Source organism: Streptomyces sp. NPDC020747 (assembly GCF_044334695.1).
Lineage (GTDB): Bacteria > Actinomycetota > Actinomycetes > Streptomycetales > Streptomycetaceae > Streptomyces.
Map to the genome: position 1 here is coordinate 183738 of NZ_JBIRTJ010000012.1, position 23037 is coordinate 206774.

General features: G+C 71.7%; 24 protein-coding genes. 14 read left to right on the top strand and 10 right to left on the bottom strand.

Features of this window, described 5'->3' with window-relative positions; translation table 11 throughout:
* Positions 1 to 11 precede the first annotated feature (11 nt).
* Positions 12 to 773: an SDR family NAD(P)-dependent oxidoreductase gene (locus ACH4YP_RS29655; RefSeq protein ID WP_398493604.1), complete on the top strand. Its 762-nt coding sequence runs from the start codon at positions 12 to 14 to the stop codon at positions 771 to 773.
* Positions 774 to 800: 27 nt separating this feature from the next.
* Here ACH4YP_RS29655 and ACH4YP_RS29660 read toward each other — a convergent pair whose 3' ends face one another.
* The 6 genes from ACH4YP_RS29660 to ACH4YP_RS29685 form a co-directional block, all read right to left on the bottom strand.
* Entirely contained in the window at positions 801 to 1667 is an 867-nt protein-coding gene (locus ACH4YP_RS29660) for an SDR family NAD(P)-dependent oxidoreductase (RefSeq protein ID WP_398493606.1), read from the bottom strand.
* Between the two features lie 51 nt (positions 1668 to 1718).
* A complete protein-coding gene (locus ACH4YP_RS29665; protein WP_361069246.1) occupies positions 1719 to 2492 on the bottom strand; it encodes an SDR family NAD(P)-dependent oxidoreductase in 774 nt (257 codons plus the stop codon).
* Positions 2493 to 2658: 166 nt separating this feature from the next.
* A complete protein-coding gene (locus ACH4YP_RS29670; protein ID WP_361069243.1) occupies positions 2659 to 3951 on the bottom strand; it encodes an amidohydrolase family protein in 1293 nt (430 codons plus the stop codon).
* A 39-nt stretch (positions 3952 to 3990) separates the two neighbouring features.
* Complete coding sequence (locus ACH4YP_RS29675; RefSeq protein ID WP_398493608.1) at positions 3991 to 4311, bottom strand: hypothetical protein; 321 nt, start codon at positions 4309 to 4311, stop codon at positions 3991 to 3993.
* A 105-nt stretch (positions 4312 to 4416) separates the two neighbouring features.
* Complete coding sequence (locus ACH4YP_RS29680; protein ID WP_398493610.1) at positions 4417 to 5574, bottom strand: thiolase family protein; 1158 nt, start codon at positions 5572 to 5574, stop codon at positions 4417 to 4419.
* Positions 5567 to 7090 carry a class I adenylate-forming enzyme family protein gene (locus tag ACH4YP_RS29685; RefSeq protein WP_398493612.1) on the bottom strand — a complete coding sequence of 508 codons (1524 nt, stop codon included), beginning with the start codon at positions 7088 to 7090 and terminating at the stop codon, positions 5567 to 5569. The genes ACH4YP_RS29680 and ACH4YP_RS29685 overlap by 8 nt, the downstream gene beginning before the upstream one ends.
* Positions 7091 to 7199: 109 nt before the next feature.
* Between ACH4YP_RS29685 and ACH4YP_RS29690 the strand changes: the two genes are divergently transcribed.
* Positions 7200 to 7964 carry an SDR family NAD(P)-dependent oxidoreductase gene (locus tag ACH4YP_RS29690; RefSeq protein WP_398493613.1) on the top strand — a complete coding sequence of 255 codons (765 nt, stop codon included), beginning with the start codon at positions 7200 to 7202 and terminating at the stop codon, positions 7962 to 7964.
* Between the two features lie 73 nt (positions 7965 to 8037).
* A complete protein-coding gene (locus tag ACH4YP_RS29695) occupies positions 8038 to 9057 on the top strand; it encodes a ferredoxin--NADP reductase (protein WP_361061809.1) in 1020 nt (339 codons plus the stop codon).
* Between the two features lie 78 nt (positions 9058 to 9135).
* Here ACH4YP_RS29695 and ACH4YP_RS29700 read toward each other — a convergent pair whose 3' ends face one another.
* The 3 genes from ACH4YP_RS29700 to ACH4YP_RS29710 all read right to left on the bottom strand — a co-directional run bounded on the left by ACH4YP_RS29700 (position 9136) and on the right by ACH4YP_RS29710 (position 10877).
* Complete coding sequence (locus tag ACH4YP_RS29700; RefSeq protein WP_361061806.1) at positions 9136 to 9414, bottom strand: hypothetical protein; 279 nt, start codon at positions 9412 to 9414, stop codon at positions 9136 to 9138.
* A 115-nt stretch (positions 9415 to 9529) separates the two neighbouring features.
* Positions 9530 to 10252, bottom strand: a complete 723-nt coding sequence (locus ACH4YP_RS29705) for a TetR/AcrR family transcriptional regulator (RefSeq protein ID WP_361061803.1) — start codon at positions 10250 to 10252, stop codon at positions 9530 to 9532.
* Between the two features lie 13 nt (positions 10253 to 10265).
* Entirely contained in the window at positions 10266 to 10877 is a 612-nt protein-coding gene (locus ACH4YP_RS29710) for a carboxymuconolactone decarboxylase family protein (RefSeq protein ID WP_398493616.1), read from the bottom strand.
* A 21-nt stretch (positions 10878 to 10898) separates the two neighbouring features.
* On the opposite strand from ACH4YP_RS29710, the gene ACH4YP_RS29715 reads away from it, so the two are divergent.
* The 11 genes from ACH4YP_RS29715 to ACH4YP_RS29765 all read left to right on the top strand — a co-directional run bounded on the left by ACH4YP_RS29715 (position 10899) and on the right by ACH4YP_RS29765 (position 22284).
* A complete protein-coding gene (locus tag ACH4YP_RS29715; protein WP_398493618.1) occupies positions 10899 to 11885 on the top strand; it encodes an NAD(P)-dependent oxidoreductase in 987 nt (328 codons plus the stop codon).
* A gap of 93 nt (positions 11886 to 11978) precedes the next feature.
* A complete protein-coding gene (locus ACH4YP_RS29720; protein ID WP_398493620.1) occupies positions 11979 to 12839 on the top strand; it encodes a mycofactocin-coupled SDR family oxidoreductase in 861 nt (286 codons plus the stop codon).
* 35 nt (positions 12840 to 12874) lie between these two features.
* The gene (locus ACH4YP_RS29725) at positions 12875 to 13120 is read left to right on the top strand and encodes a ferredoxin (RefSeq protein ID WP_398493622.1); all 246 of its coding nucleotides are present in this window, start codon (positions 12875 to 12877) and stop codon (positions 13118 to 13120) included.
* Positions 13117 to 14490 carry a cytochrome P450 gene (locus tag ACH4YP_RS29730; RefSeq protein ID WP_398493624.1) on the top strand — a complete coding sequence of 458 codons (1374 nt, stop codon included), beginning with the start codon at positions 13117 to 13119 and terminating at the stop codon, positions 14488 to 14490. The genes ACH4YP_RS29725 and ACH4YP_RS29730 overlap by 4 nt, the downstream gene beginning before the upstream one ends.
* Before the next feature lie 67 nt (positions 14491 to 14557).
* Positions 14558 to 16222 (top strand): thiolase C-terminal domain-containing protein, encoded by a 1665-nt coding sequence (locus ACH4YP_RS29735; RefSeq protein WP_398493626.1) that lies wholly within the window; start codon positions 14558 to 14560, stop codon positions 16220 to 16222.
* Positions 16219 to 17205 (top strand): alpha/beta fold hydrolase, encoded by a 987-nt coding sequence (locus tag ACH4YP_RS29740; RefSeq protein ID WP_361061782.1) that lies wholly within the window; start codon positions 16219 to 16221, stop codon positions 17203 to 17205. Before ACH4YP_RS29735 ends, ACH4YP_RS29740 begins: the two co-directional genes overlap by 4 nt.
* Positions 17202 to 17777 (top strand): DoxX family protein, encoded by a 576-nt coding sequence (locus ACH4YP_RS29745; RefSeq protein ID WP_398493628.1) that lies wholly within the window; start codon positions 17202 to 17204, stop codon positions 17775 to 17777. Before ACH4YP_RS29740 ends, ACH4YP_RS29745 begins: the two co-directional genes overlap by 4 nt.
* 24 nt (positions 17778 to 17801) lie before the next feature.
* Positions 17802 to 18662, top strand: coding sequence for an NAD(P)-dependent oxidoreductase (locus ACH4YP_RS29750; protein ID WP_398493630.1), 861 nt, complete (start codon positions 17802 to 17804; stop codon positions 18660 to 18662).
* Positions 18663 to 18777: 115 nt separating this feature from the next.
* Positions 18778 to 20253, top strand: a complete 1476-nt coding sequence (locus ACH4YP_RS29755; protein WP_361061773.1) for an aldehyde dehydrogenase family protein — start codon at positions 18778 to 18780, stop codon at positions 20251 to 20253.
* On the top strand, positions 20250 to 21458 hold the full coding sequence (locus ACH4YP_RS29760; RefSeq protein ID WP_398493632.1) for a CaiB/BaiF CoA transferase family protein: 1209 nt from the start codon (positions 20250 to 20252) through the stop codon (positions 21456 to 21458). Before ACH4YP_RS29755 ends, ACH4YP_RS29760 begins: the two co-directional genes overlap by 4 nt.
* A 28-nt stretch (positions 21459 to 21486) precedes the next feature.
* Positions 21487 to 22284 carry an enoyl-CoA hydratase/isomerase family protein gene (locus ACH4YP_RS29765; protein ID WP_361061767.1) on the top strand — a complete coding sequence of 266 codons (798 nt, stop codon included), beginning with the start codon at positions 21487 to 21489 and terminating at the stop codon, positions 22282 to 22284.
* Here ACH4YP_RS29765 and ACH4YP_RS29770 read toward each other — a convergent pair.
* Positions 22272 to 23030 carry an SDR family NAD(P)-dependent oxidoreductase gene (locus ACH4YP_RS29770; protein ID WP_398493634.1) on the bottom strand — a complete coding sequence of 253 codons (759 nt, stop codon included), beginning with the start codon at positions 23028 to 23030 and terminating at the stop codon, positions 22272 to 22274. The two genes, ACH4YP_RS29765 and ACH4YP_RS29770, sit on opposite strands and share 13 nt — an antisense overlap.
* Positions 23031 to 23037 lie beyond the last annotated feature (7 nt).

Here is a 23037-nt window from a genome sequence, read left to right on the forward strand (position 1 = left end):
GAGGCCATCGCGTGAGCTCAACCGTACGACGTACAGCACTGGTCACCGGCGGAGGCTCGGGCATAGGGCGGGCCATCGCCCTGCGGCTCGCCGCTGACGGGTTCGCCACCGCCGTCCTCGACCTCAACAAGGAGAGCGCCGCGGCGGTGGCCGAGGAGGCCCGCGCGAGCGGGCACGAGGCGATCGCCGTCGGCGGGGTCGACGTCTGCGACCGGGCGCAGGTCAATGCCGCGGTCGAGGAGGTCCGGGGCGCGCTCGGACCCGTCCTGGTGCTGGTCAACAACGCCGGGAAGACGGGCTTCAAGGATTTCCTGAACATCACCGACGACTCGTGGGACCACATGATGGCGGTGAACCTGAAAGGCCCGTTCTACTGCTGCCAGGCCGTCATCCCCGGCATGGTCGACGCCGGCTGGGGCCGCATCGTCAACATCTCGTCGTCCAGCGCGCAGTCGGGCCAGCAGTACATGACGCACTACGTCGCGTCGAAGTCGGGCCTGGTCGGCCTCACCAAGTCCCTGGCCCTGGAGTTCGGCCCGGCGGGCATCACGGTCAACACCGTCCCGCCCGGCTTCGTGGACACCCCGATGCTGCGCGGCTCGGAGAAGCGGGGGCTGCTCGGCAGCAAGGTCGAGGACATCGCGGCGGTCACTCCGGTACGGCGGGCCGGCCGCCCGGAGGACATCGCGGCGGCCTGCGCGTTCCTGGTGTCCGACGAGGCCGGGTACGTCACGGGGCAGAGCATCGGGGTCAACGGGGGCCGCAACACCTGACGCACCGCCCGCGAAGGGGCGCCGGTCTCAGGGCCGGTGCCCCTTCAGCACGTCCGGCGGCACCTGGTTGGCCCAGCCGGTGCCGGGCCAGTTGAACCAGCCCGCGGAGGCGTGCGTGCCGCCGTCCGGGTGGAGGGTGGTGCCGGTGACGTACGAGGAGAGCGCCGAGGCGAGGAAGACGACGCAGCCGGACACGTCCTGCGGGCGGCCCGCGCGTCCCGTGGGGATGGCGGCGGCGAGTGCTTCGGGGGTGGCGAGCGGCGCGTCCTCGTGGCTCGCGAGCTGTCGCAGACTCGGCGTGGGCACGTAGTCGGGGGCGACGTTGTTGACGCGGATGCCGTCGGGGGCGAGTTCGACGGCGAGGGTGCGGGCGAACTGTTCGACGGCGGCCTTCGCGGCGGCGTACACGGCGAACCCGGGGGCGGCGCGGTGCGCCTCGATGGTGGTGAGGTTGACGATGCTGCCGCCTCGGCCGCCGGCCTGGATGCGCGGCACGGCGAGGTGGCAGGCGTGCAGGACGTGGCTGAGGTTGGCGCGGATCAGCGCGTCCCATCCCTTGGGGCGGGTGGCGGTGAAGGGGGCGCGGAAGGTGCCGCCGACGACGTTGACGAGGATGTCGAGGCGGCCCCACCGCTCCTCGGCAGCCATGAACAGGCGTTCCAGGTCGGCCGGTTCACGGGCGTCGCCGATGTGTACGAGGGTGTCGTGCCCCGTGTCCTCCAGAGCGTCTCGCAGTGCGTGCGCGGCGTCCGTGTCACGGTCCAGGACGGCGGTGCGCACGCCGACGGCGGCCAGGTCGCGGACGATCGCCCCGCCGAGCGTGCCCGCGCCGCCGGTGATCACGGCGACGGTGTCGGCGAGGCCCGCCCGGCCGGTGAACCAGTCGTCCGTCATCGGACCTCCCGGGATTGATGACCCTGGCGGAATGCGGAATGTGGCCCGGTGTCAGATGACCAGGCCACCGTCGACCGGCAGGACCTGGCCGGTGACGAAGGACGCGGCGTCGGAGGCGAGGAACACGAAGGCCGGTGCCACCTCGTCCGGTTCGGCCCAGCGGCCCAGCGGAATACGGGCGAGCATGCCGGGGGCGAACTTCTCGTTGGTGCGGATGGTGCTGGTCATGGGCGTCGCCGCGAGGGGGGCGAGCGCGTTGACCAGGATGTTCCTGCGGGCCAGCTCGCGGGCCAGGGACTTGGTCAGGCCGATGATGCCGGCCTTGGCCGCGGAGTAGTTGACCTGGCCGAGGGTGCCGGTGAGGCCCGCCGACGAGGTGACGTTGATGATGCGTCCGGTGCCGTCGTCGGGGAGGTGGGCAAGTGCGGCCTGCGAGCATCGGAAGGCGCCCAGGACATGGATGTCGATCAGCTTGCGGACGCTGTCCTCGGTGAGCTTGGGGAACATGGCGGGCTCGGTGATCCCGGCGTTGTTCACCAGGATGTGCAGGGTGCCGTCCGCGAGTGCGGCAGCCTGGGCCACGGCCTCGTCCGCCGCCGCACGGTCGCGTACGTCGAGCGCCGCGCTGTCGGCCTTGCCGCCGTCCGTGCGGATCGCGGCCGCGGTGTCCGCCGCCGCGTCGCCGTCGATGTCGGTGACGAGGACGGCGGCACCGGCCACGGCCAGCGCCCGCGCCACGGCGGCACCGATGCCTCCGGCGGCGCCGGCGCCCGTGATCAGGGCCGAGCGGCCGGTCAGGTCGAACGGGCCTTTGGATGTGGGCATGCGTGATCCTTGGGGTTGGCTTCGGCTGGGATGCTCCACCGCGGGTCCACCGGTTCGGCGTGCCATGCGCCGGGAAGTCCACCGCGATCCGTGCCCGGGCGTGCCCCTCGGCGGAGCCGCTGATCGACACGGCCCCGCGCCCCTGCGGGCGCGGGGTGTGACGCGGTCACTTGGCGGCCGCGGTCGCCGCCTTCGCCCGCTGCCGGAACGACTCCAGCTTCGCCGCCGGGGCGACGACCTGCCTGCTGCGCGGCTGGACGGAGACGTCGTGGCCCGCCGCGCGCCGGCGCAGCGCGCCGACCGTGGCGTCCTCCTTCTTGATGTGCTCGAAGGGGTCGAAGGAGTACCAGCGCATGGCGTTCTGGTACGTCATCTTGTTCGTGTCCTCGTCGGACACGCCGTGGGCGGTGAGGACACCGTGCAGTTCCTCGGGGGCGTAGGGCCACATCGAGTCGCTGTGCGGGTAGTCCGCCTCCCAGCAGATGTTGTCGATGCCGATCTCGTGGCGCAGCTTCACGCCGATGGGGTCGCTGATGAAACACGTGAGGAAGTGCTCACGGAACACCTCGCTGGGCAGCTTGCCGCCGAAGTCCTGGAGGGTCCAGGTGGCGTGCATCTCGAAGGTGCGGTCGATGCGCTCCAGGAAGTAGGGGATCCAGCCGGTGCCGCCCTCGGACAGCGCGATCTTCAGCGGGTACTCCTTGACCGGACGCGACCAGATCAGGTCGGCGGCGGCCTGCACCAGGTTGAGCGGCTGCAGCGTGATCATCGTGTCCGGCGGGGAGTCCGCGGACGGGATGGCGAGCCGCCCGGACGAACCGATGTGCAGGTTCATCACCATGTCGGTGTCGCACAGGGCGGCCCACAGCGGGTTCCAGTACTCGTCGTGGAAGCTGGGGAAGCCCATGGCGGCCGGGTTCTCGGTGAAGGTCAGCGAGTGGCAGCCCTTCTCGGCGACCCGGCGGACCTCCTTGACGCAGGCGTCGACGTCCCAGATGGCGGGCAGCGCCATGGGGATGAACCGGCCGGGATAGGCCGCACACCACTCGTCGATGTGCCAGTCGTTGTAGGCGCGCACCAGCGCGTACGAGAGGTCGCTGTCCTCGGTCTCGAAGAGGCGGGCGGCGAAGCCGGGGAACGAGGGGAAGTTCATCTGGGCGAGGACTCCGCCGGCGTCCATGTCCTTGACGCGTTCGTGGACGTCGTAGCAGCCGGGCCGGATCTCGTCGAGACCCTGGGGCTCCAGGCCGTACTCCTCCTTGGGCCGCCCCGCCACGGCGTTGAGGGCGACGTTGGGCAGGACGGAGTCGCGGAACCGCCACACGTCGGTGCCGTCCTCGCGGTGCTCGATCCGGGGAGCGTCGTCCCGGTACTTGGCCGGTAGGTGGTTCACGAACATGTCGGGCGGCTCGATGATGTGGTCGTCGACGCTGATGAGTATGAGGTCGTCCTGGTGCATGGCCCGGTGCCTTCCGTCCGAGAGGTCAGTGCGTCGGTCTCAGTCCGACGCGGGCAGTGCCTTGGCCGCCTTGCGGCTCATCTGGGTGCCGTCACAGCTGAGTTCGCCGACTCCGGAGGCGGTGCAGAGCAGTTCGACCGTGCCGTCCGCGTCCACGTACCGCTTTCCGATGAGGGTGACGGGCTTGGCGGACGGGTCGCCGGACGCCGGTGCCGCGGTGTCGGCCGCGACCATGGGTTCGCCCCCGCAGGTGATCTGGGGGGTGCGGTCGGCCGGTGCTCGGACCACGATCACTCGAACTCCGCAGACGGCACTGGCCAGTTGAAGGCCGGGGCGCAGTTCCCGGACAGCTGACGTCATCGACGGCTCCTCACGGCTGGCTCCTGATGCTCTCCATCAGAATGGAAACTATCTTCTCCGATATCGGTAATCAAGATTTCATACGGAAGTGGGACGCCGGGCCCTCTACGGCGCCGGGACCTCGATCACCACGGCCGAGCCCATGCCTCCGCCCGCGCACATGGCGGCCACACCGATCCCGCCACCCCTGCGGCGCAGTTCGTGGACGAGGGTGACGAGCATGCGTCCGCCGGTGGCGGCCACGGGGTGGCCCAGGGAGCAGCCGCTGCCGTTGACGTTGACCTTGTCTGGGTCGAGGCCGAGGCGGCGGACGACGGCGACGCACATCGACGCGAACGCCTCGTTGATCTCGTACAGGTCGACGTCGTCGACGCCGAGGCCGGCACGCCCGAGGGCCTTGGGGATGGCCTGTACCGGGGCCAGTCCGGTGTCGGCGGGGTCGACCCCGACCGAGGCCCAGGCCCTCACCGTCGCCAGGGCGGGCAGGCCGAGCCGGTCGCTGACGACGGCGAGGGCCGCCGCGGCGTCGTTGCCGCCGGCCGCGTTGCCCGCGGTGATGCTGAAACCCTCGATCTCCGGGTGCAGCGGCTTGAGCCCGGCGAGCTTCTCCAACGACGTGTCGCGGCGCGGGTGTTCGTCGACGGCGAAGAGGCCGTACGGGGTCTCGACGGGCACGATCTCGTCCTTGAAGCGGCCCTCGTCGATGGCGCGGATCGCGTTGCGGTGCGAGCGCAGCGCCCAGGTGTCCATCTCCTCGCGGCCGACCCCGCCGGCCACGGCGGCGTTCCAGCCGACCGTGATCGACATGTCGGTGTTGGGGGCGTCGGGGCGGTCGGGGTGGGTGGGCGGGAACCAGGTGTCGTCCCACTCCTCGCCCTGCCGGAAGCGGAAACGGGGCGAGGTGGACGCGGAGTTGACGCCGCCCGCGATGACCACCTCGTCCATGCCGGCGCGGATGGTGGCGGCGGCGGACTGCACGGCGGCCAGCGAGGCGGCGCAGTGCCGGTTGTGGGCGAGGCCGGGCACGGTGGTCAGGCCCGCGGTGAGTGCGGCGTACCGGGCGATGACCCCGCCGCCGTACAGGCCCTCGGCGAGCATGACGTCGTCCACGCGGTCGGCCCCGACGCCGAGTTCGGCCAGCCGGTCCGCGGTGGCCCGGACGACGAGGTCGGCGAGCGCGTAGGCGTCGGTGTCGCGCAGAGTGCCCTTGCGGGCGGTGCCCACGGGGGTGCGCAGGGCGGAGACGATCACGGCTTCAGGCATGGGAACTCTCCAGGCTCTCCGGACTCTCGGGGTTTTCCGGACTCTCCGCGTCCTCCGCGTCCTCCGCGTCCTCCGGGTTCTGCAACTCGGCGACGAGGGTCCGGCGCAGCGGCTTTCCGGTGCTCGTGCGGGGCAGGTCGGCGCGGAAGACGATGATGTCGGGGGTCTTGGAGGTACGCAGGCGGCTCTTCACCCAGAGCCGGATCTCCTCCGGCTCGCCGGTCCCGACGAGCACGGCGACGATCCGCTGTCCCCACTCCTCGTCCGGGACGCCGACGACGACCGCCTCGCGTACGCCCGGGTGGGCGAGGAGGACGTCCTCGATCTCGGCGGGGGCGATGTTCTCGCCGCCTCGGATGATGGTGTCGTCGGCCCGGCCCTCGACGAAGAGATAGCCGTCGGCGTCGAGCCGGCCGAGGTCCCCGGTCGGGAACCAGCCGTCCTCGTCCAGGGCGCTGCGTCCCTTGTACTCGCCGGAGATCTGTTCACCCCTGACATGCACCAGGCCGGTGCCGTCCGGCGGGCACGGCTCGCCCGAGGTGGTGCGCAGCCGGATCTCGATGCCGGGCAGCGGCCGGCCGACGGAGGTGAGCCGGTCGCGGACGGCCGGGTCGGTGGAGGCGAGTGCGGCGCGGTGGTCGTCGGGTCCGAGCAGCGCGATCGACGAGGCGGTCTCGGTGAGGCCGTAGGCGTTGACGAAGCCGGTCTCGGGGAAGGCCCGCAGCGCCCGCTCGATGACGGTGCGCGGGGTACGGGCACCGCCGTAGGCGAGGCTGCGCAGGGTGGGCGCCTGCGCCCCCGATCCGTCGACGACGTGGTCGACGTCGTCTATGTGGTCCATGTGGTCGACGACACGGGCGAGCATCGTCGGCACCAGCATCGCGTGGGTGACCCGCTCCCGGCGCACCGTGGCGAGCCACTGCGCGGCGTCGAACGACGGGAGGTACACCACGCGGCGCCCGGTGTAGAGGTTGGACATCAGGTTGGTGAGGCCCGCGATGTGGTACGGCGGGACGACGACGAGCGCGGCGTCGTCCTCGTCCGCCGAGCCGAACTCCAGGGTGTTCAACACGTAGGCGAGCAGGTGCCGGTGGCGCAGCAGGGCCGCCTTGGGGGCTGCGGTGGTGCCGCTGGTGTACAGGATGACGGCCACCGCGTCCTCGTCCCACGGCGGCTGCGCGTCCTCGTCCGGGGCCGGTCCCGTCTCGTCGAGAAGCGCGGCCAGGCCCTCGGGGCCGAGCCGCACGGCACCGGGGTGCCGTTCCTCGATCCGCGCCAGCTGTTCGGCGCCGAGGCGGTAGTTGAGGGGGACGAAGGGCACGCCCGCGAGGGCGCAGCCGAAGAGCGCCACCGGGTAGGCGAGGTCGTTGGGCGCGCGGTAGAGCACCGCCGGCGCCCCTCGGAAGCGCTCGGCGGCGCGGCGCGCGAGGGCGAGGATCCGGGCGGCCGACAGGGAGCGGCCGTCGAGGGTGACCGAGGGCCGCTCCCCGGCCGATGCGGCCATTTCAAGAGTCATCACAATGTTCATGAGAGTGGTATTCTCGCTCCAGTAGAGCGGTACTTTCAAGAGTGGCGTCCCCTGAATACCCCTTGGAGCACGAGCCGTTCAAGAGCGGGGAGTACAGATGGAGATCACCGGGAGCTCAGCGATCGTGGTGGGCGGCACCGGCGGCCTCGGCGAGGCCACGGTGCGCCGACTGCACGCCGCGGGCGCCAAGGTCGTGGCCGCCGATGTCAACGACGAGAAGGGCAAGGCCCTGGAGGCCGAGCTCGGCGTGCGCTATGTGCGCACCGACGCGACCGACGAGGACAGCGTCAACGCGGCGATCGCCGAGGCCGAGCGCGCGGGCCCGCTGCGGATCGTGGTCGATGTGCACGGCGGCCCCGCGGGCGGCGGCCGTCTGGTCGGCAAGGACGGCAGCCCGCTGCCTCTGGACGCGTTCCGCACCACGATCGAGTACTACCTGACCTCGGTGTTCAACGTGCTGCGCCTCGGCGCCGCCGCCCTGGCCCGGCAGGAGCCGCTGGAGGAGGGTGGCCGGGGCGTCATCGTCACGACCGCGTCCATCGCCGCGTTCGAGGGACAGATCGGCCAACTCCCGTACGCCGCTGCGAAGGGCGGCGTCGCGAGCATGACGCTGGTCGCCGCGCGCGACCTGTCCCCGCTGGGCATCCGGGTCACCACCATCGCCCCCGGCACCATCAACACCCCCGCGTACGGCAAGGCCGGCGAGCAGCTGGAGGCGTACTGGGGGCCGCAGGTCCCGTTCCCCAAGCGCATGGGGCGCAGCGAGGAGTACGCGGCGCTGGTCCAGGCCCTGTGCGAGAACGACTACCTGAACGGCGAGGTCGTGCGTCTGGACGGCGCGCTGCGCTTCCCGCCCAAGTAGCGGCGCCGTACCCGACACCCTCGTCGACCTCGTCGACACGACCCCAGGGACACCGCACCAGGAGGATGCCCCCATGCCGAGCTCCCCGCTGTTCCGGCGCGCGAGCGTGACGCGGATCGTCCAGGAGACCGCCGACACCCGCACGTTCACGCTCGCCCCGCTGGAGGGACCGCTCTCGTACGAGGCCGGGCAGTACTGCATCTTCAGGATCACGGTCGACGGGCGGCCGGCGCCGCGCGCGTACTCGTTCTCCAGCGCCCCCGGCTTCGACGACGAGATCACCACGACCGTCAAGCGGGTCCCGGGCGGCGCCGCGTCCAACTGGCTGCACGATCACGTCCGTGAGGGCGACGAGCTCGAACTCACCGTGCCGCGCGGCAAGTTCGTCCTGCGCCCCGCCGACACCCCGCTCCTGGGGTTCTGCGGCGGCAGCGGGATCACGCCGGTGCTGTCCCTGGCCAAGAGCGCGCTCGCGGCAGGCGACCGCCGTGTCCGGCTGCTGTGCGCCGACCGGAACCGCGGCCAGGCGATCTTCCACGACACGCTCGACGAACTGACGGCGCGCTTCCCCGGCCGGCTTGAGGTGGTGCGTCACCTCGACGACGTACGCGGCTATCTCACCGCGACGGACGTCAAGGAGTTCGCCGGGGCCGACGCGGGCGCCGACGCGTATGTGTGCGGGCCCGAACCCTTCATGGAGCTGGTCGAGTCGGCGCTGGCCGGCACGGGGCGGGTGTTCAGCGAGCGGTTCGGGGGCGGCGAGGTTCCCGCACCCCGGGCCGAGCCCGCCCCGGCTCCCGCGCCGGCCCGGGAGCCGGGCACCGTCACGATCCTCATGAACAACCGGCGCGAGACGATCGGCCGTCGTCCCGGGGAGACCCTGCTGCAGAGCGCGCGCCGGGCCGGGTTCGCCCCGCCGTTCTCCTGCGAGGCGGGCAACTGCGCGACCTGCATGGCGATCGTGCGCGAGGGCAGCGCGACCATGCGGGCGAACGACGCGCTCATGGACGACGAAGTCGCCGAGGGGTACGTACTGACCTGCCAGGCGGTGCCGGACGAGGATCCGCCGTCCCTGGTGGTCGAGTACGAGTGAGGCGCGCGTGACACATGACTGAGGCGCCACCCTCCAGAATGGGGCGGCGCCTCAGCCGTGTTCCGGTCTTCAGTGGCTTCAGGACTGTTCGTGGCCGGGGTCGCACAGCACGACGATCGCGCGGGCGACGAGTTCGCTGCCGCTGCCGAGCTGCTCGCTGTACCGCGTGATGGTGTCCCGGACCGCTCCGGTGAACGAGGGGTCGATCCCGCGGGGCCCGGTCGGCGCCGGGAGTTCGCGCACCATGGCGCGACGACGGCGCAGCAGCTCGATGATCTCGTCGTCCAGCTGCCGCAGGTCGCCGCAGGACGGCGCCTCGGCGGGGTCCGCGAGCGGGGAGGCGAAGTTGATGTCCACGGCCGATCTCCGTTCGTCGCTGTATCGCTGAATGTGCAGAGCCTCCAAGCCCTTCACGTGGTGCCCCTCTCGTACTCGAAGCGCCGGACCACAGCACGATATCAATAATCTCCGATTACGAGAATGGCGTTTCCGTACGCGATGCCCCCGGCCTGCCCGTCACCGAGGTCCGACGCTCGTCCATCACCCCATGGGCGAGCAGATCCCACAACGCCTCGGCCTGCTCGCTCCCTTCGGCGTCGGGTCGCACGAAAGCACCGCTGATGGCGAGGGCGAACGAGTTGAACATGATGGCCTGCAGCATCGCCCCGGCCGCCGCGCGCCGGTCGAGCCCGGCACGCACCGAACCCTCGGCGGCCGCCTCGTCGAGGATCTCCTCAAGCAGCGCGAGCATCGGGGCGAAGGCCCGGGACGCCTCCTGGGGGTCGTCGGTCAGCAGCTGCTGCGCGAAGTCGGCCATGCCGAGGATCTCGACGGACCTCGGGGAGCGCGCCTCGGTCGGCGGCCGGCACAGCCGGTGGTACTCGACGGTGAAGCACCGCAGCCGGCTCAGCGCGTCCGGCTCCCGCTCGACGGTCCCGCGCAGCCGGCGTGCGGTGCCGTGGACCGACTCCTCAAGGAGAGCGAGCAGCAGCTCGTGCTTGCCGCCGAAGTTCTGGTAGAAGCTGCGCAGCGATTGCCCCGACTTCTTCACGACCTCCTGGACCGTGAAGTCCTTGCCCGATTCGCCGACGATCAGTTCGAGCGCGGCATCGAGAAACCTCTGCACCCGCTTCTCGGCCCGCGCCCGCACCGGGTCGACCGAACGGGCGACGGCCTGTTCCCGCCAACTCGCCATGCGAGTCCCCCTGTCAGCCGACCCCGCCGAGGTCGTCGTCGAGTACCACCCCGAAGGTCCTGAAGGCCATGGCGATCGTGTCGTACGCGCCGACGCTGAACACCAGGTCCATCAACTGCCGCTCGTCCAGCACCTCGGCCAGCTCCCGCCAGGTGCCGTCGGCGATCCGTGCGTCCGTGATCAGCTCGTCCACGGCCCGCAGCAGCGCGCGCTCCTCGTCGCTCCAGCCGGGGGCGTCGGGCCCCTCGGCGACCCGCGCGATCTCCTCGTCCGTCATACCGGCCTCGTGCCGTGCGATCCACACGTGCTGCTTCCACTGGTACGGGGACTCGCGCAGCGCGCTGATCCGCAGGACGAGGAGCTCGCGCTGGCGGATCTTCAGGCTGGTGGCGAAGAGCAGATGGCCGTTGAAGACGTTGAAGGCGCGGGTCAGTTCCGGGTAGCGGGCCAGGACACCGAGCGCGTTGAGGCCCTTGGGGCGGTCGGCTCCCTTGCCGGGCACCGGATGCCGGGGCGCCGGAGGGACGAGAGCGGCCAGGGCCTCGCGCATCTGCGGCGGCCACTGCCCCACCGGCAGGGGCGCGATGCGGGGCTCGGTCGGCCCGGCCTCGGGCGTGGTGGTCATGACCGTGCATCTCCTGTTTGCATGATTGGAGAATACGATTCTCTCAACTTCCGGGCAACAGGCCCAGCGGAGCGCACGGGACCACGGACGCCCCGGAGAAAGTCGCTGACGACACCTTCCGTGAACCCATGGGCGAGATTACAGTTCTCGCGAAATGAAAGGGGAATTCTTGTGGCGCGCGGCTCACCCGTGAAGCGGCTGGGGTTCATCGGTGCGGGACGTATGGGGCTGCCCATGGTGCGCCGCCTGGTGGCGGCCGGCCACGAGGTGTGTGCCCTGGGCCGCACGCCGGAGCGGCGCACCGCGCTGGCCGGTGAGGGCGTCAGCACGGCCGACCGCGCCGAGGACGCGGTGCGCGAGGCCGACGCGGCCCTGGTTTGCGTGTTCGACGACCAGCAGGTACGCACGGTCTGCCTCGACGGCGGGCTGCTCGACGCGCTGGCGGAGGGCACCGCGCTGATCGTCCACACCACCGTCGGCCCACGCACCGTCCAGGAGATCGCCGAGCGGGCCGGGGCGCGCGGCATCGCGGTGCTCGACGCGCCGGTGAGCGGCGGGCCGCACGACATCGCGGCGGGCCGGCTGACCGTCTTCGCGGGCGGCGACGAGGCCACCGTCGACCGGCTGCGGCCGGTGCTCGCGACCTACGCGGACCCGGTGCTCGCGGTGGGACCGGTGGGCGCGGGACAGAGCGTGAAGCTCGTGAACAACGCGCTGTTCGCGGCCCAGTTGGGGCTGGTCTCGGAGGCGACGCGGCTGGGCCGCGACCTCGGCGTCGAGGAGGGCGCGCTCCTGTCGGCGCTCGGTCACGGCAGCGCGGCGAGCCGGGCCCTGGCGGGGGCGGCTTCGCGCGGTTCGGCGGGCCGATTCATCACCGACGTACGGGAGTTCCTGGACAAGGACGTGGCGGTCGTCCGGCAGGTCGCGGACCGGCTCGGCGTACGGCTCGGCTCTCTTGAGCCGGCGCTCGCCGCGCTGGACCGTGCCGGGCCCCCCACCGCCACGTGACCGGAGCACACCCGGTTCCGCGGCGGCGCACAGCAACAAGATTCGCGTTCGGCACACCGCCGACGGCACGGAAAGACGACAAGGGGAAGCGGCATGGGGCGAGTCGAAGGAAAGGTCGCGTTCATCACCGGCGCGGCACGCGGCCAGGGGCGCAGTCACGCGGTGCGGCTCGCGGAGGAGGGCGCCGACATCGTCGCGATCGACCTGTGTCGCGACTACGAGACGGTCGACTATCCGATGGCGACGCCGGAGGACCTGAAGGAGACGGCGCGGCTCGTGGAGAAGCTGGGCCGCAGGGTCCTTCCGATCCAGGCCGATGTACGCAGCATCGACGCGATGCGGGACGCCGTGGATCGCACGGTGGCCGCGTTCGGCGGGATCGACATCGTCGTCGCGCAGGCCGGGATCGCGCCCCTGCACGGCTCTCCACCGTTGCAGGCGTGGGCCGACGCCGTCGATGTCGACCTGATCGGCAGCATCAACGCCATCCAGGCTGCCCTGCCGCAGCTGCGCGAGGGCGCGTCCGTGATCGCCACCGCCTCGACGGCCGCCCTCATGGAACACGGCATCGTGGACAACCCCGGCTCCAACCCGGGCGGCGCCGGCTACGCGTACGCCAAGCGGGCCCTCGCGGAGTACGTACACGAACTGGCCCGCAACCTCGCCCCGTTGAAGCAGCGCGCCAATGTCGTGCACCCCACGAACTGCAACACCCAGATGCTCCAGAGCGAGCCGATGTACAAGTCGTTCCGCCCCGACCTGGAGCACCCGACCCGGCAGGACGCCGAGCCCTCGTTCGCCACGCAGCAGGCGATGCCCATCCCGTTCGTGGAGCCCATCGACATCAGCAACGCGGTGCTGTTCCTCGCCTCCGACGAGGCCCGGTACATCACCGGCGTGCAGCTGCGCGTGGACGCGGGCGGCTATCTGAAGTGGTACGACTGGCGCCGCTGACGGGACGTCAGAAGAACGGAACGAAAGGGCTGTTCATGAAGGTCAGCGTCGACGAGGACCGCTGTCAGGGGCACACCCTCTGCGCCATGATCGCGCCGAAGGTTTTCCAGCTCAGTGAGATCGACGGGCATTCGTCGCCGGTAGGCGAGGACGTCCCGGCGGGCGAGGAGGCGGCAGCCGCCGAGGCGGTGCGCTCCTGCCCGGAACGGGCCATATCCCTCACCGAAACCAGCACCGCCGACGGGCCCACCCACACAGGGAGCAACGGAGCAACATCGTGAACGCACACGACGCGCCCGACGCCGCCGAACAGGCACGCAAGAACCGTCGGTACGAGTTCGACCGGCACGCCCCCGACTACCGCGAGCGGTTCGTCGAGATCACCGAGGAGATGCAGGGCGGCTGCCCGCTGGCCTGGTCCGACACGCACGGCGGGCACTTCGTGGCCGCCGGGCACCAGACCGTCTTCGACCTCGCCCGGTCCGCCGACAAGCTCTCCAACGACCACGACGTGACCGGCGAACGCAACGGCTACGTCGGCATCAGCATCCCCGCTCCGAACCGCAACCGGGGCTTTCGCGGCGGGTTCCTGGAGATGGACCCGCCGGAGCAGCGCTACTACCGCCAGGCCCTCAACCCGTATCTCTCACCGGCCGCGGTGCAGCGCTGGATCCCGTTCCTGGACGAACTGATCCGCGCCTGTCTCGACGAGCGGATCGAGTCGGGCCGTATCGACTTCGTGGAGGATCTCGCCAACCCGGTGCCCGCGGTGTTCACCCTGGCCATGATGGGGATCCCGCTGAAGAACTGGCAGATCTACAACGAGCCCTCGCACGCCGGGGTCTACACCCCGCCCGACTCCCCCGACATGGCGCGGGTACGTGACCTGCACCTCGCGATGATGCAGGACCTCGGGCGGCAGATGCAGACGATCCGCACCGAGCCCCGGGCCGGGCTCGTGGACGCCGTCGTCAACGCCAAGATCGGCGACACCGAGCCGTCCGACATGGACCTCATCGGGGTCCTCGCCCTGCTCATCGGGGGCGGCTTCGACACGACCACGGCACTGACCGGCCGTTCGATCGAGTGGCTGTCGCAGCACCCCGAGGAGCGCGCGCGGCTCAGCCGGGAACGCGACACGCTCCTCGACCCCGCCACGGAGGAGTTCCTGCGCTACTTCACCCCGGCCGTGGGCAACGGCCGTACCGTCTCCGTCGACTGCGAGATGGCCGGACAGGAGTTCCGGGAGGGCGACCGGCTCTGGCTGTCGTGGGCGATGGCCAACCGCGACCCGGCGGTCTTCCCCGACCCGAACAACGTCGACCTGGAACGCAAGGGCAACCGCCACCAGGCGTTCGGCCTCGGCATCCACCGCTGCATCGGCTCCAACGTGGCGCGGGTGGTGTTCAAGCGCATGATCGCCCACGTCATGGACCGGATGCCGGACTACGCGTGCGACGCGGAGGGGACCGTGTACTACGACTCCGTCGGCGTCATCAACGGCATGCGCCATCTGCCCGCCACCTTCACGCCGGGCCCACGGCTCGGCCCGGGCCTCGACGAGACCCTGGACAAGCTGCAGAAAGCCTGCGACGAGCAGGGCCTCGCCGCCCCGGTGACCACGCGCGGCGAGCGGGCCGACATCCGCTGACCCCCACGGCCCTCCCCCGCCCGCACCGGACGGGGGAGGTGCCCGTAGCGCTTCCCAAGGAGATCCTGTGGCCCGGCGCCCCCTGCCCCTGCTGACGGACGAGACCGAGTTCTTCTGGACGTCCGGCGCGGACGGCCGCCTCCGCTTCCAGCGGTGCGAGGGCTGCTCGGCGCTGATCCATCCACCCCAGCCGGTCTGCCGGTACTGCCGCGGCCACGCACTGACCGTCACCGAGGTCGCGGGCACGGCCACCCTGGTCTCCTTCACCGTCAACGAACGCTTCTCCTCGCCCGGCCTCGAACCGCCGTACGTGGTGGCCCGGGTGACCATCGACGAGGACCCGCGGGTGCGGCTCACCACCGGCATCGTCGGCTGCGAACCGTCCGAACTGCGGCTCGGCATGCGCCTGGAGGTCGCCTTCGAGCAGGTCGAGGACGTCTGGCTGCCGCTGTTCCGGCCCGCCGCCGAGCAGCCGGACGAGCCCGGCGCGCTGCCACCGGACGACCCGGCCCCCGAACGGATCCGAGCTCTCGTGCGTCCCCCGCTCGGCACCGAACGCTTCGAGCACAAGGCCGCGCTCACCGGCACCGGAGCCTCCCGCATCGGCCGCCGCCTGGGCGTGCCGCCGCTCGCGCTCGCCGTCGAGGCGTGCGAGAAGGCCGTCGCGGACGCCGGGCTGCCCCTCGACGACATCGACGGCCTGGCCACCTACCCGGGCGCCGGCGTCACCGCCGGGTTCGGCGAGGGCGGGGTCAACGCCCTGGAGAACGCCCTCGGCATCCGCCCGACCTGGCACAACGGCGGGATGGAGACCTTCGGCCCCACCGGCTCGGTGATCGCCGCGATGCTCGCCGTCGCGGGCGGTCTGGCCCGGCACGTCCTGTGCTTCCGCACCGTGTGGGAGACCACCCACACCCAGCAGCTGCGCGCGGGCAGACGGCCCGCCACCTCGCCCGACCGGGTGACGGACGGCGCCCAGTGGACCGCCCCGTTCGGCGCGGTCTCCGCCGCCCACGCCCTCGCGCAGAACGCGCAGCGCCACTTCCACGCGTACGGCACCACCCGCGAGACGCTGGGCTGGATAGCCCTCAACCAGCGTGCGGGCGCCGCCCTCAACCCCGAGGCGATCTACCGCGAGCCGCTCACCATGGACGACTATCTGTCGGCCCGCCCCATCACCAGCCCCTTCGGCCTCTACGACTGCGACGTGCCCTGCGACGCGTCGATCGCGGTGGTGGTCTCGGCCGTGGACGCCGCGCGCGAGCTGCCGAAGCCGGCCGTGCTCGTGGAGGCGGTGGGCACCCAGCTGGTCGAGCGCCTCGAATGGGACCAGTCGACCTCCACGCACGAGCCACAGGTGCTCGGGCAGGCCGCCCACCTGTGGACCCGCACCGAGCTGCGCCCCGCCGATGTCGACGTGGCGCTGCTGTACGACGGCTTCACCATGAACTGCCTTTCCTGGATAGAGGCGTTGGGCTTCTGCGGCATCGGCGAGGCCAAGGACTTCCTGGACGGCGGCAAGAACATCGCCCGCGACGGGGTGCTGCCCGTCAACCCGCACGGCGGGCAGCTCTCACACGGTCGTACCCACGGCATGGGCCTGCTCCGCGAGGCGATCACCCAGTTGCGCGGCGAGGGCGGCGCCCGGCAGATCGGCGGCGCCCGCACCGCGGTGGTCGCCACGGGCGGCCTCACACCGAGCGGTGTCATGCTGCTGCGAGCGGACGTATGACGGTGCCCGGCCGCCTGGAGGCGGCCCTCGACGGCGGTGCCACGCCGAGCGTGCACACCGCGACCGTCCGGGTGGACGGCCTCCCGCTGTCCGCCCGCGTCTGCTCGGCGCCGTCGCCCCGCGCGGTGATCCTCGCACTGCACGGCGGCGGCACCACCTCGCTGTACTTCGACTGCCCCGGCCGGCCCGAACTGTCCCTGTTGCGCGCCGGAGCCGCGCTCGGCTACGCGGTCGTCGCCATGGACCGGCCCGGCTACGGGATCTCCGCACCCCATGCCGAGCACTACCGCGATCCACAGCGCCGCGTCGACACCGCGTACGCGGCGCTCGATCGCTTCCTGGACCAGCTTCCGGGCCGCCCCGCCGTGTTCCTGGCCGCGCACTCCGCGGGCTGCGAGCTCGCGACGCGCATGGCGGCCGACCCCCGAGGGCGCCGACTGCTCGGCCTGGAGATCGCGGGCACCGGCCTGCGGCACCAGCCCGACACCATGCGCGCGCTGGACGAGGGTGATGCGGCCCATCGGCGCAACGGCCGACGTCCCGCCGGCATCCGAGCGGCGCTGTGGGGGCCGGCCGAACTGTACGCGCGGGACGTGTGGAACACCCCGTACATCGCCTCGGGCACCCCCGCCTACGAGGGAACCGCGCGCAGGTGGGTGGAGCGCGACTTCGCCCCGCTCGCCGCCGAGGTACGGATTCCGGTGCAGTTCAGCCTCGGCGACCACGAGGGGGTCTGGGAGTCGGGGCCCGCGGCACTGGCCGAGATCACCGGGCTCTTCACCGCGTCGCCCCTCGTCCGGTCCAATGAACAGGCCGGCTGCGGCCACAACCTGAGCCTGGGCTTCGCCGCCCGCAGCTATCACCTGCGGGTCCTCGCGTTCGCCGAGGAGTGCGCGGTCCGGCGCGAACGCGACGGGGCGGACGAGGCCGACAGGATCGACAAGGCTGACAGGGCCGACACGACGGAAGGAGAGGTCGCATGAGTGACGCCGAGGCGTTCGCCGTGCTCCTGCTGCGCCTGGTGATCGGCGCGACGATGGCCGTGCACGGCCTGAACCACTGGCGCGGTGGTGGGCGCATCGCGGGCACCGCGGGCTGGTTCGAGAGCCTGGGGCTGCGCAACGGGCGGCTGCAGGCGTGGATGAGCGTGATCACGGAGATCGGCGCCGGGGTGCTGCTCGCCGCCGGTTTCCTGACGCCACTGGCCTGCGCGGCGGTGATCTCCGTGATGCTCGTGGCAGGCCTGCTCGCCCATCGCGCCAACGGCTTCTTCGTCTTCAAGGACGGCTACGAGTACGTCCTCGTCCTGGGCGTGAGCTGTCTGGCCCTCGCCGTGATCGGGCCCGGCCCCTGGTCCCTCGACGAGGCGTTCGGCATCGAGGTGACCGGCTGGGCCGGCGGCGCCGTCGCTCTCGGGGTCGGCGTCGCGGCGACGGGCGGCCTGCTCGCCACCTTCTGGCGGCCCGAGAAGCCCAAGCAGCCCACGAGTCCCGAGACACCCGAGATACCCGCGATGCCTGGGAAACCTGAGCCTCAGACCTCCGAACAGGCCTGAGAAAACCCTTCCGTTGGAGGTCTTGTGACACACGCCGGGACACACGCCGGATTCATCGGCCTGGGCAGTCAGGGTGCTCCCATGGCCCAGCGCGTCCTGGACGCCGGGCTCCCCCTGACCCTGTGGGCGCGCAGCCCCGCGTCCCTGGCGGCGTTCGCGGGCACGAAGGCCGAACTCGCCGCCACACCGGCCGAGTTGGCGTCCGTCTGTGACGTGGTGGGCGTGTGCGTGGTGGCGGACGCCGATGTCGAGGAGGTGGTCCTCGGTCCGTCCGGCGTCATGGCGGGTCTGCGCCCCGGCGCCGTGCTCGCCGTGCACAGCACCGTCCACCCCGACACCTGCCGCCGGCTGGGCGCGCTCGCCGCCGAGCGGGGCGCGCAGGTCGTGGACGCCCCGGTCAGCGGCGGCGGTCCGGCGGCGGCCGCGGGAAAGCTGCTCGTCATGGTGGGCGGCGAGAGCGAGGCGGTGGAGCGCTGCCGCCCGGTCTTCGAGACGTACGGCGACCCGGTCGTGCACCTGGGGCCGCTCGGCGCGGGACAGGTCACCAAGCTCCTCAACAACACCCTGTTCACCGCCAACTTCGGGATCGCCGCCAGCGCCCTGGCACTGGGGCAGCAGCTGGGTGTCGAGCCGGAGCGCTTCGCCGAGGTCGCGGGCCACGGCAGCGCCGCCAGCTTCGCGCTCGGCCGACTCGCCGCATCGGGCTGTGATCCGGCACGCCTGGGCTCCATGGCGGGCGGGCTGCTCGGCAAGGACGTCCGGCTGATGGGCGCCCTCGTCGACGGCACCCCCGCCGAGGCGGTGCTCGCACAGGCCCGTACCGCCCTGGACCGGATGGGCACTCCGCTCGACGGACTCGACGCAGTCAACGCCGCAAAGGAGTGACCGTACCCACGGCGGCACTGCCCGTAGGGCCCGAACTCCCCTTGGCTACATGACCGTTCACTTTCGCGGCAGCTCAGTTTCGCGGCAGTTCAGTTTCGCAGGAGGCGCACAGCAGATGACCGACACAGCCCCCGACCGGCGGCTACTGATAGACGGCCGGCTCACCACCGCCACGACCACGTTCGCCTCCATCGACCCGGCCACGGGTGCCGTCGTCGGCCATGCCCCCGACGCGGGCCCCGCCGAGGCCGAGACCGCCGTCGCCGCCGCCCGCCGGGCCTTCGACACCACCAGTTGGGCCACCGACCGGGACTTCCGCGCGCACTGTCTCGACCAGCTGCACCGCACACTCGTCGCGCACACGGAGGAACTGCGGGCCCTGACCATCGCGGAGGTCGGCGCCCCGCGCCAACTCACCGCGGGCGCCCAGCTGGAGGAGCCGATCGGCGTCGTCCGCTGGTACGCCGACCTGCTGCCGGCCTACGAGTTCAGCCGCGACCTCGGGGTCGTCGAGGCCCGTGGCGCACGGCACCGCCGCTGGGTCGAGAAGGAGGCGGCCGGGGTGGTCGCGGCCATCATCCCGTACAACTACCCGAACCAGATCGCCCTGGGGAAGATCACCCCTGCCCTCGCCGCAGGCTGCACCGTCGTCCTCAAGGGCTCGCCGGACACCCCGCTGATCACCCTGGCGCTCGGTGAACTGATCGCCGAGCACACCGACATCCCGGCCGGCGTCGTCAACATCCTGTCCTCCTCGGGCGCGGCGGCCGGCGAGGTGCTGACCACCCATCCGGACGTCGACGTGGTCACGTTCACCGGCTCGACCGCCACGGGACGCCGCATCATGGCCGCCGCGTCCGGCACGGTGAAACGCGTCTTCCTCGAACTCGGCGGCAAGTCCGCCATGGTGCTGCTCGACGACGCCGACTTCCAGGCCGCGTCGATGATGGCGGCGTACATGGCCTGCAGCCACGCCGGGCAGGGCTGCGCGATCTGCACCCGCCTCCTGGTGCCACGCGAGCGGCACGACGAGGTCGTCGAGGCGGTCGCGCGGGCCATGTCCCACATCCCGGTCGGTGACCCCGCCGACCCGGGCACGTACATGGGGCCGCTCATCAGTGAGCGCCAGCGCGACAAGGTGGACGCCATGGTGCGGCGTGCCGTGGCCGACGGGGCGAAGCTGGTGTGCGGCGGCGAGCGGACGGACCCCGGCTTCTTCTACCGGCCCACGCTCCTGGCCGGGGTCGACCCGGACAGCGAGATCGCGCAGGAGGAGGTCTTCGGCCCGGTCCTGTCGGTCATCCCGTACGACGCCGAGGACAACGGCGACGGCGACGCCGCCGACGCCGTGCGCATCGCCAACAACTCCGTGTACGGCCTGTCCGGTGCCGTGTTCTCGGCGTCGGAGGAGCGCGCGGTGAACGTGGCGCGGCGCATCCGCAGCGGCACGTTCAGCATCAACGGCGGCAACTACTTCGCGCCGGACAGCCCCTTCGGCGGCTACAAGCAGTCGGGGGTCGGCCGCGAGTACGGGCTCGAAGGGCTCGCGGAATTCCTGGAGACCAAGACGTTCGGGGCGGTGGCGAAGTGAAGCCTCTTGAGGGAATCAAGGTCATCGAGGTCGCGATGTACGGTTTCGTGCCCTCGGCCGGTGCCGTGCTCGCCGACTGGGGCGCGGACGTCGTCAAGATCGAGCACGCCGTGCACGGAGACCCGCAGCGCGGTCTGCGGCGCACGGGCGCCTTCGTCGTCGAGGAGGGCGACCCGAACCCCAACATCGAGCACGCCAACCGTGGGAAGCGCAGCCTGGGCCTGGACATCTCCAAGCCGGAGGGGATGGCGGTGCTGCGTGAACTGGTCGCGGGCGCCGATGTGTTCCTGACCAGTTTCCTGCCTTCGGCGCGCATCCGCTTCGGCATCGAGCCCGAGGACATCCGCGCGATCAGGGCGGACATCGTGTACGCCCGTGGCAGCGCGTTCGGCCCCAGCGGCCCGGAGGCCGGCAAGGGCGGCTACGACATGACCGCTTTCTGGGCGCGTTCGTCGACGGCGGCCAGCATCACCCCGGAAGGCATGGAGGGCATCCTCTCGCCGCCGGTACCCGCGTACGGGGACACCATCTCCGGGACGAACCTCGCGGGCGGCGTCGCGGCGGCGCTGCTGCACCGGGAGCGTACGGGCGAGGGCTCCGTCGTGGACGTGTCCCTGCTCGGCAGCGGTGTGTGGGCCATGGGGCACGGCATCGCCCTGGCCCGCGCGCAGAAGAAGCCGTGGGTGATGGCGGCGCCGGGCGGCCCCAACGCGATGTCCAACCCGCTCAGCGGTATCTACCGCACGGCCGACGACCGGCATGTGTGCCTGGTGATGCTGCAGCCGCAGAAGTACTGGGCGGACGTGTGCCGGCACGTCGACCGGCCGGACCTCGCCGACGACCCGCGCTTCGCGACCGCCGAACTCATCGCCGAGCATGTGGAGGTGGGGGTGGAGCTGCTGCGCGAGGCCATCGCCGCCCGGCCGCTCGCGGAGTGGGCCGAACGCTTCGTCACCCTGTCCGGGCCCTGGGCCCCTGTGCAGGACTCCGTCCAGGTCGGCGAGGACGTACAGGTCCGCGCCAACAAGTACGTCACCCAGGCCGGGGAACTCGAACTGGCCGCGAGCCCCGTGCAGTTCGACACCGAACCGGTCGATCTCGAACCCGCGCCGGAGTTCGCCGCCCACACCGAACAGATCCTGCTCGAACTCGGCATGGACTGGGAGCGCATCCTCGCCCTGAAGGAGGCGGGCGCGGTCACCTGAACAATCACGCGAGAACGGAGGAGCGGGCGTGGGGGACGAGCTGGGCACGGCCGGACTGCGCTTCGAACGGGACGGCGTCATCGCCTGGTGCCGCATCGACCGGCCCAAGGCGCGCAACGCGCTGACTCCGGCGATGTACTTCGGCATCAGGCGGGCGGTGCGCGTGGTCAACGCCGATCCGGAGCTGGCCGCGCTGATCGTCACGGGCACGGGGGACGTGTTCGCTCCGGGCGGGGACCTGGGCGGACGTGACCGGGAGGGTGACGGCGTACCCCCGGACATCGGTCACGAGTTCCTGCCGTTCACCGCCATCCGGGAGAGCCGGGCCCCGGTGATCGCCGCCGTGAACGGCATCTGCCAGGCCGGCGGGCTGCTGATCGCGATGATGGCCGACATCGCGGTCGCCAGTGACCGGGCGACGTTCCGGGTGCCGGAGCTGCTGCGGGGCATCCCGGACGCCACGTTCGCCGCCGCGCTGCCCGCCCATGTGGGTGTGGCGGTCGCCCGTGACCTGCTCCTGTCTGCGCGCCGCTTCGACGCGGCCGAGGCCCTGCGCCTCGGCCTGATCGCCCGCGTGGTGCCGCACGACACGCTGCGCGCGGCGGCCCTTCAGGCGGCCCGCGAGATCCTGCGGACCGCGCCGACGGCCCGGATGCACGTCAAACGCATGCTCAACGCGCGGTACGGGGTCGTCGACCACCAGACGATGTTCTGGGCGCTGGAGGAGTCGCCCGAACCGCGCGAGGGCATGCGGGCGTTCATGGAGAAGCGGGAGCCGAACTGGGTACCTCGGGAAGGTCGGGAAGGCCCGGGTCAGATGACGTAGCCGCCGTCGACCGGCAGCGCCACCCCCGTCACGAACGACGAGGCGTCGCCCGCGAGGAAGAGCACGGCGGCGGCCAGTTCGGTCGGCAGGCCCCAGCGGTGCATGGGCTGGACCTTGAGCACCGCGTCGGGCGGCGGCAGGGGGTTGTCCGCGTCGGCGCCGGCGAGCCCGGTCCAGGTCATGCCGGGGCAGACGGCGTTGACCCGGATGCCCTGGGTCGCGTAGTCGAGGGCGGCGCACTTGGTCAGCTGGACGACGCCGCCCTTGGCCGCCGCGTACACGGAGTGCTTCTTCCAGCCGGTGAGCGCGGCGGACGAGGCGGTGTTCACGATCGAGCCGCCGCCGGTGCGAAGCATGGAGGTGATTCCGTACTTCATGCCCAGGAAGACGCCTTTGAGGTTGACCGCGATGACGTCGTCGAAGGTGGCCTCGTCCTGTTCCGCGAGGGGTTTGCGGGGGCCGCCGAAGCCGGCGTTGTTGAACAGCACGTCCAGCCGGCCGAAGTGTTCCTCGGCCGCGCCGATCATGCGCCGGACGTCGGCGGCGACCGCCACGTCGACGTCCACGGCCACGGCGGCGCCGTCCCCGATCTCCTTGGCGACGGCGTGCTGCTCGCCGCTGCGGTCGGCGCAGACGACCTTGGCGCCCTCCTCGGCGAACAGCAGGGCGGTGGCCCTGCCGATGCCCGATCCGGCGCCGGTGACGACGGCGACCTTCCCGGCGAGACTGCCGGCTGCACTGGTCATGGGACTC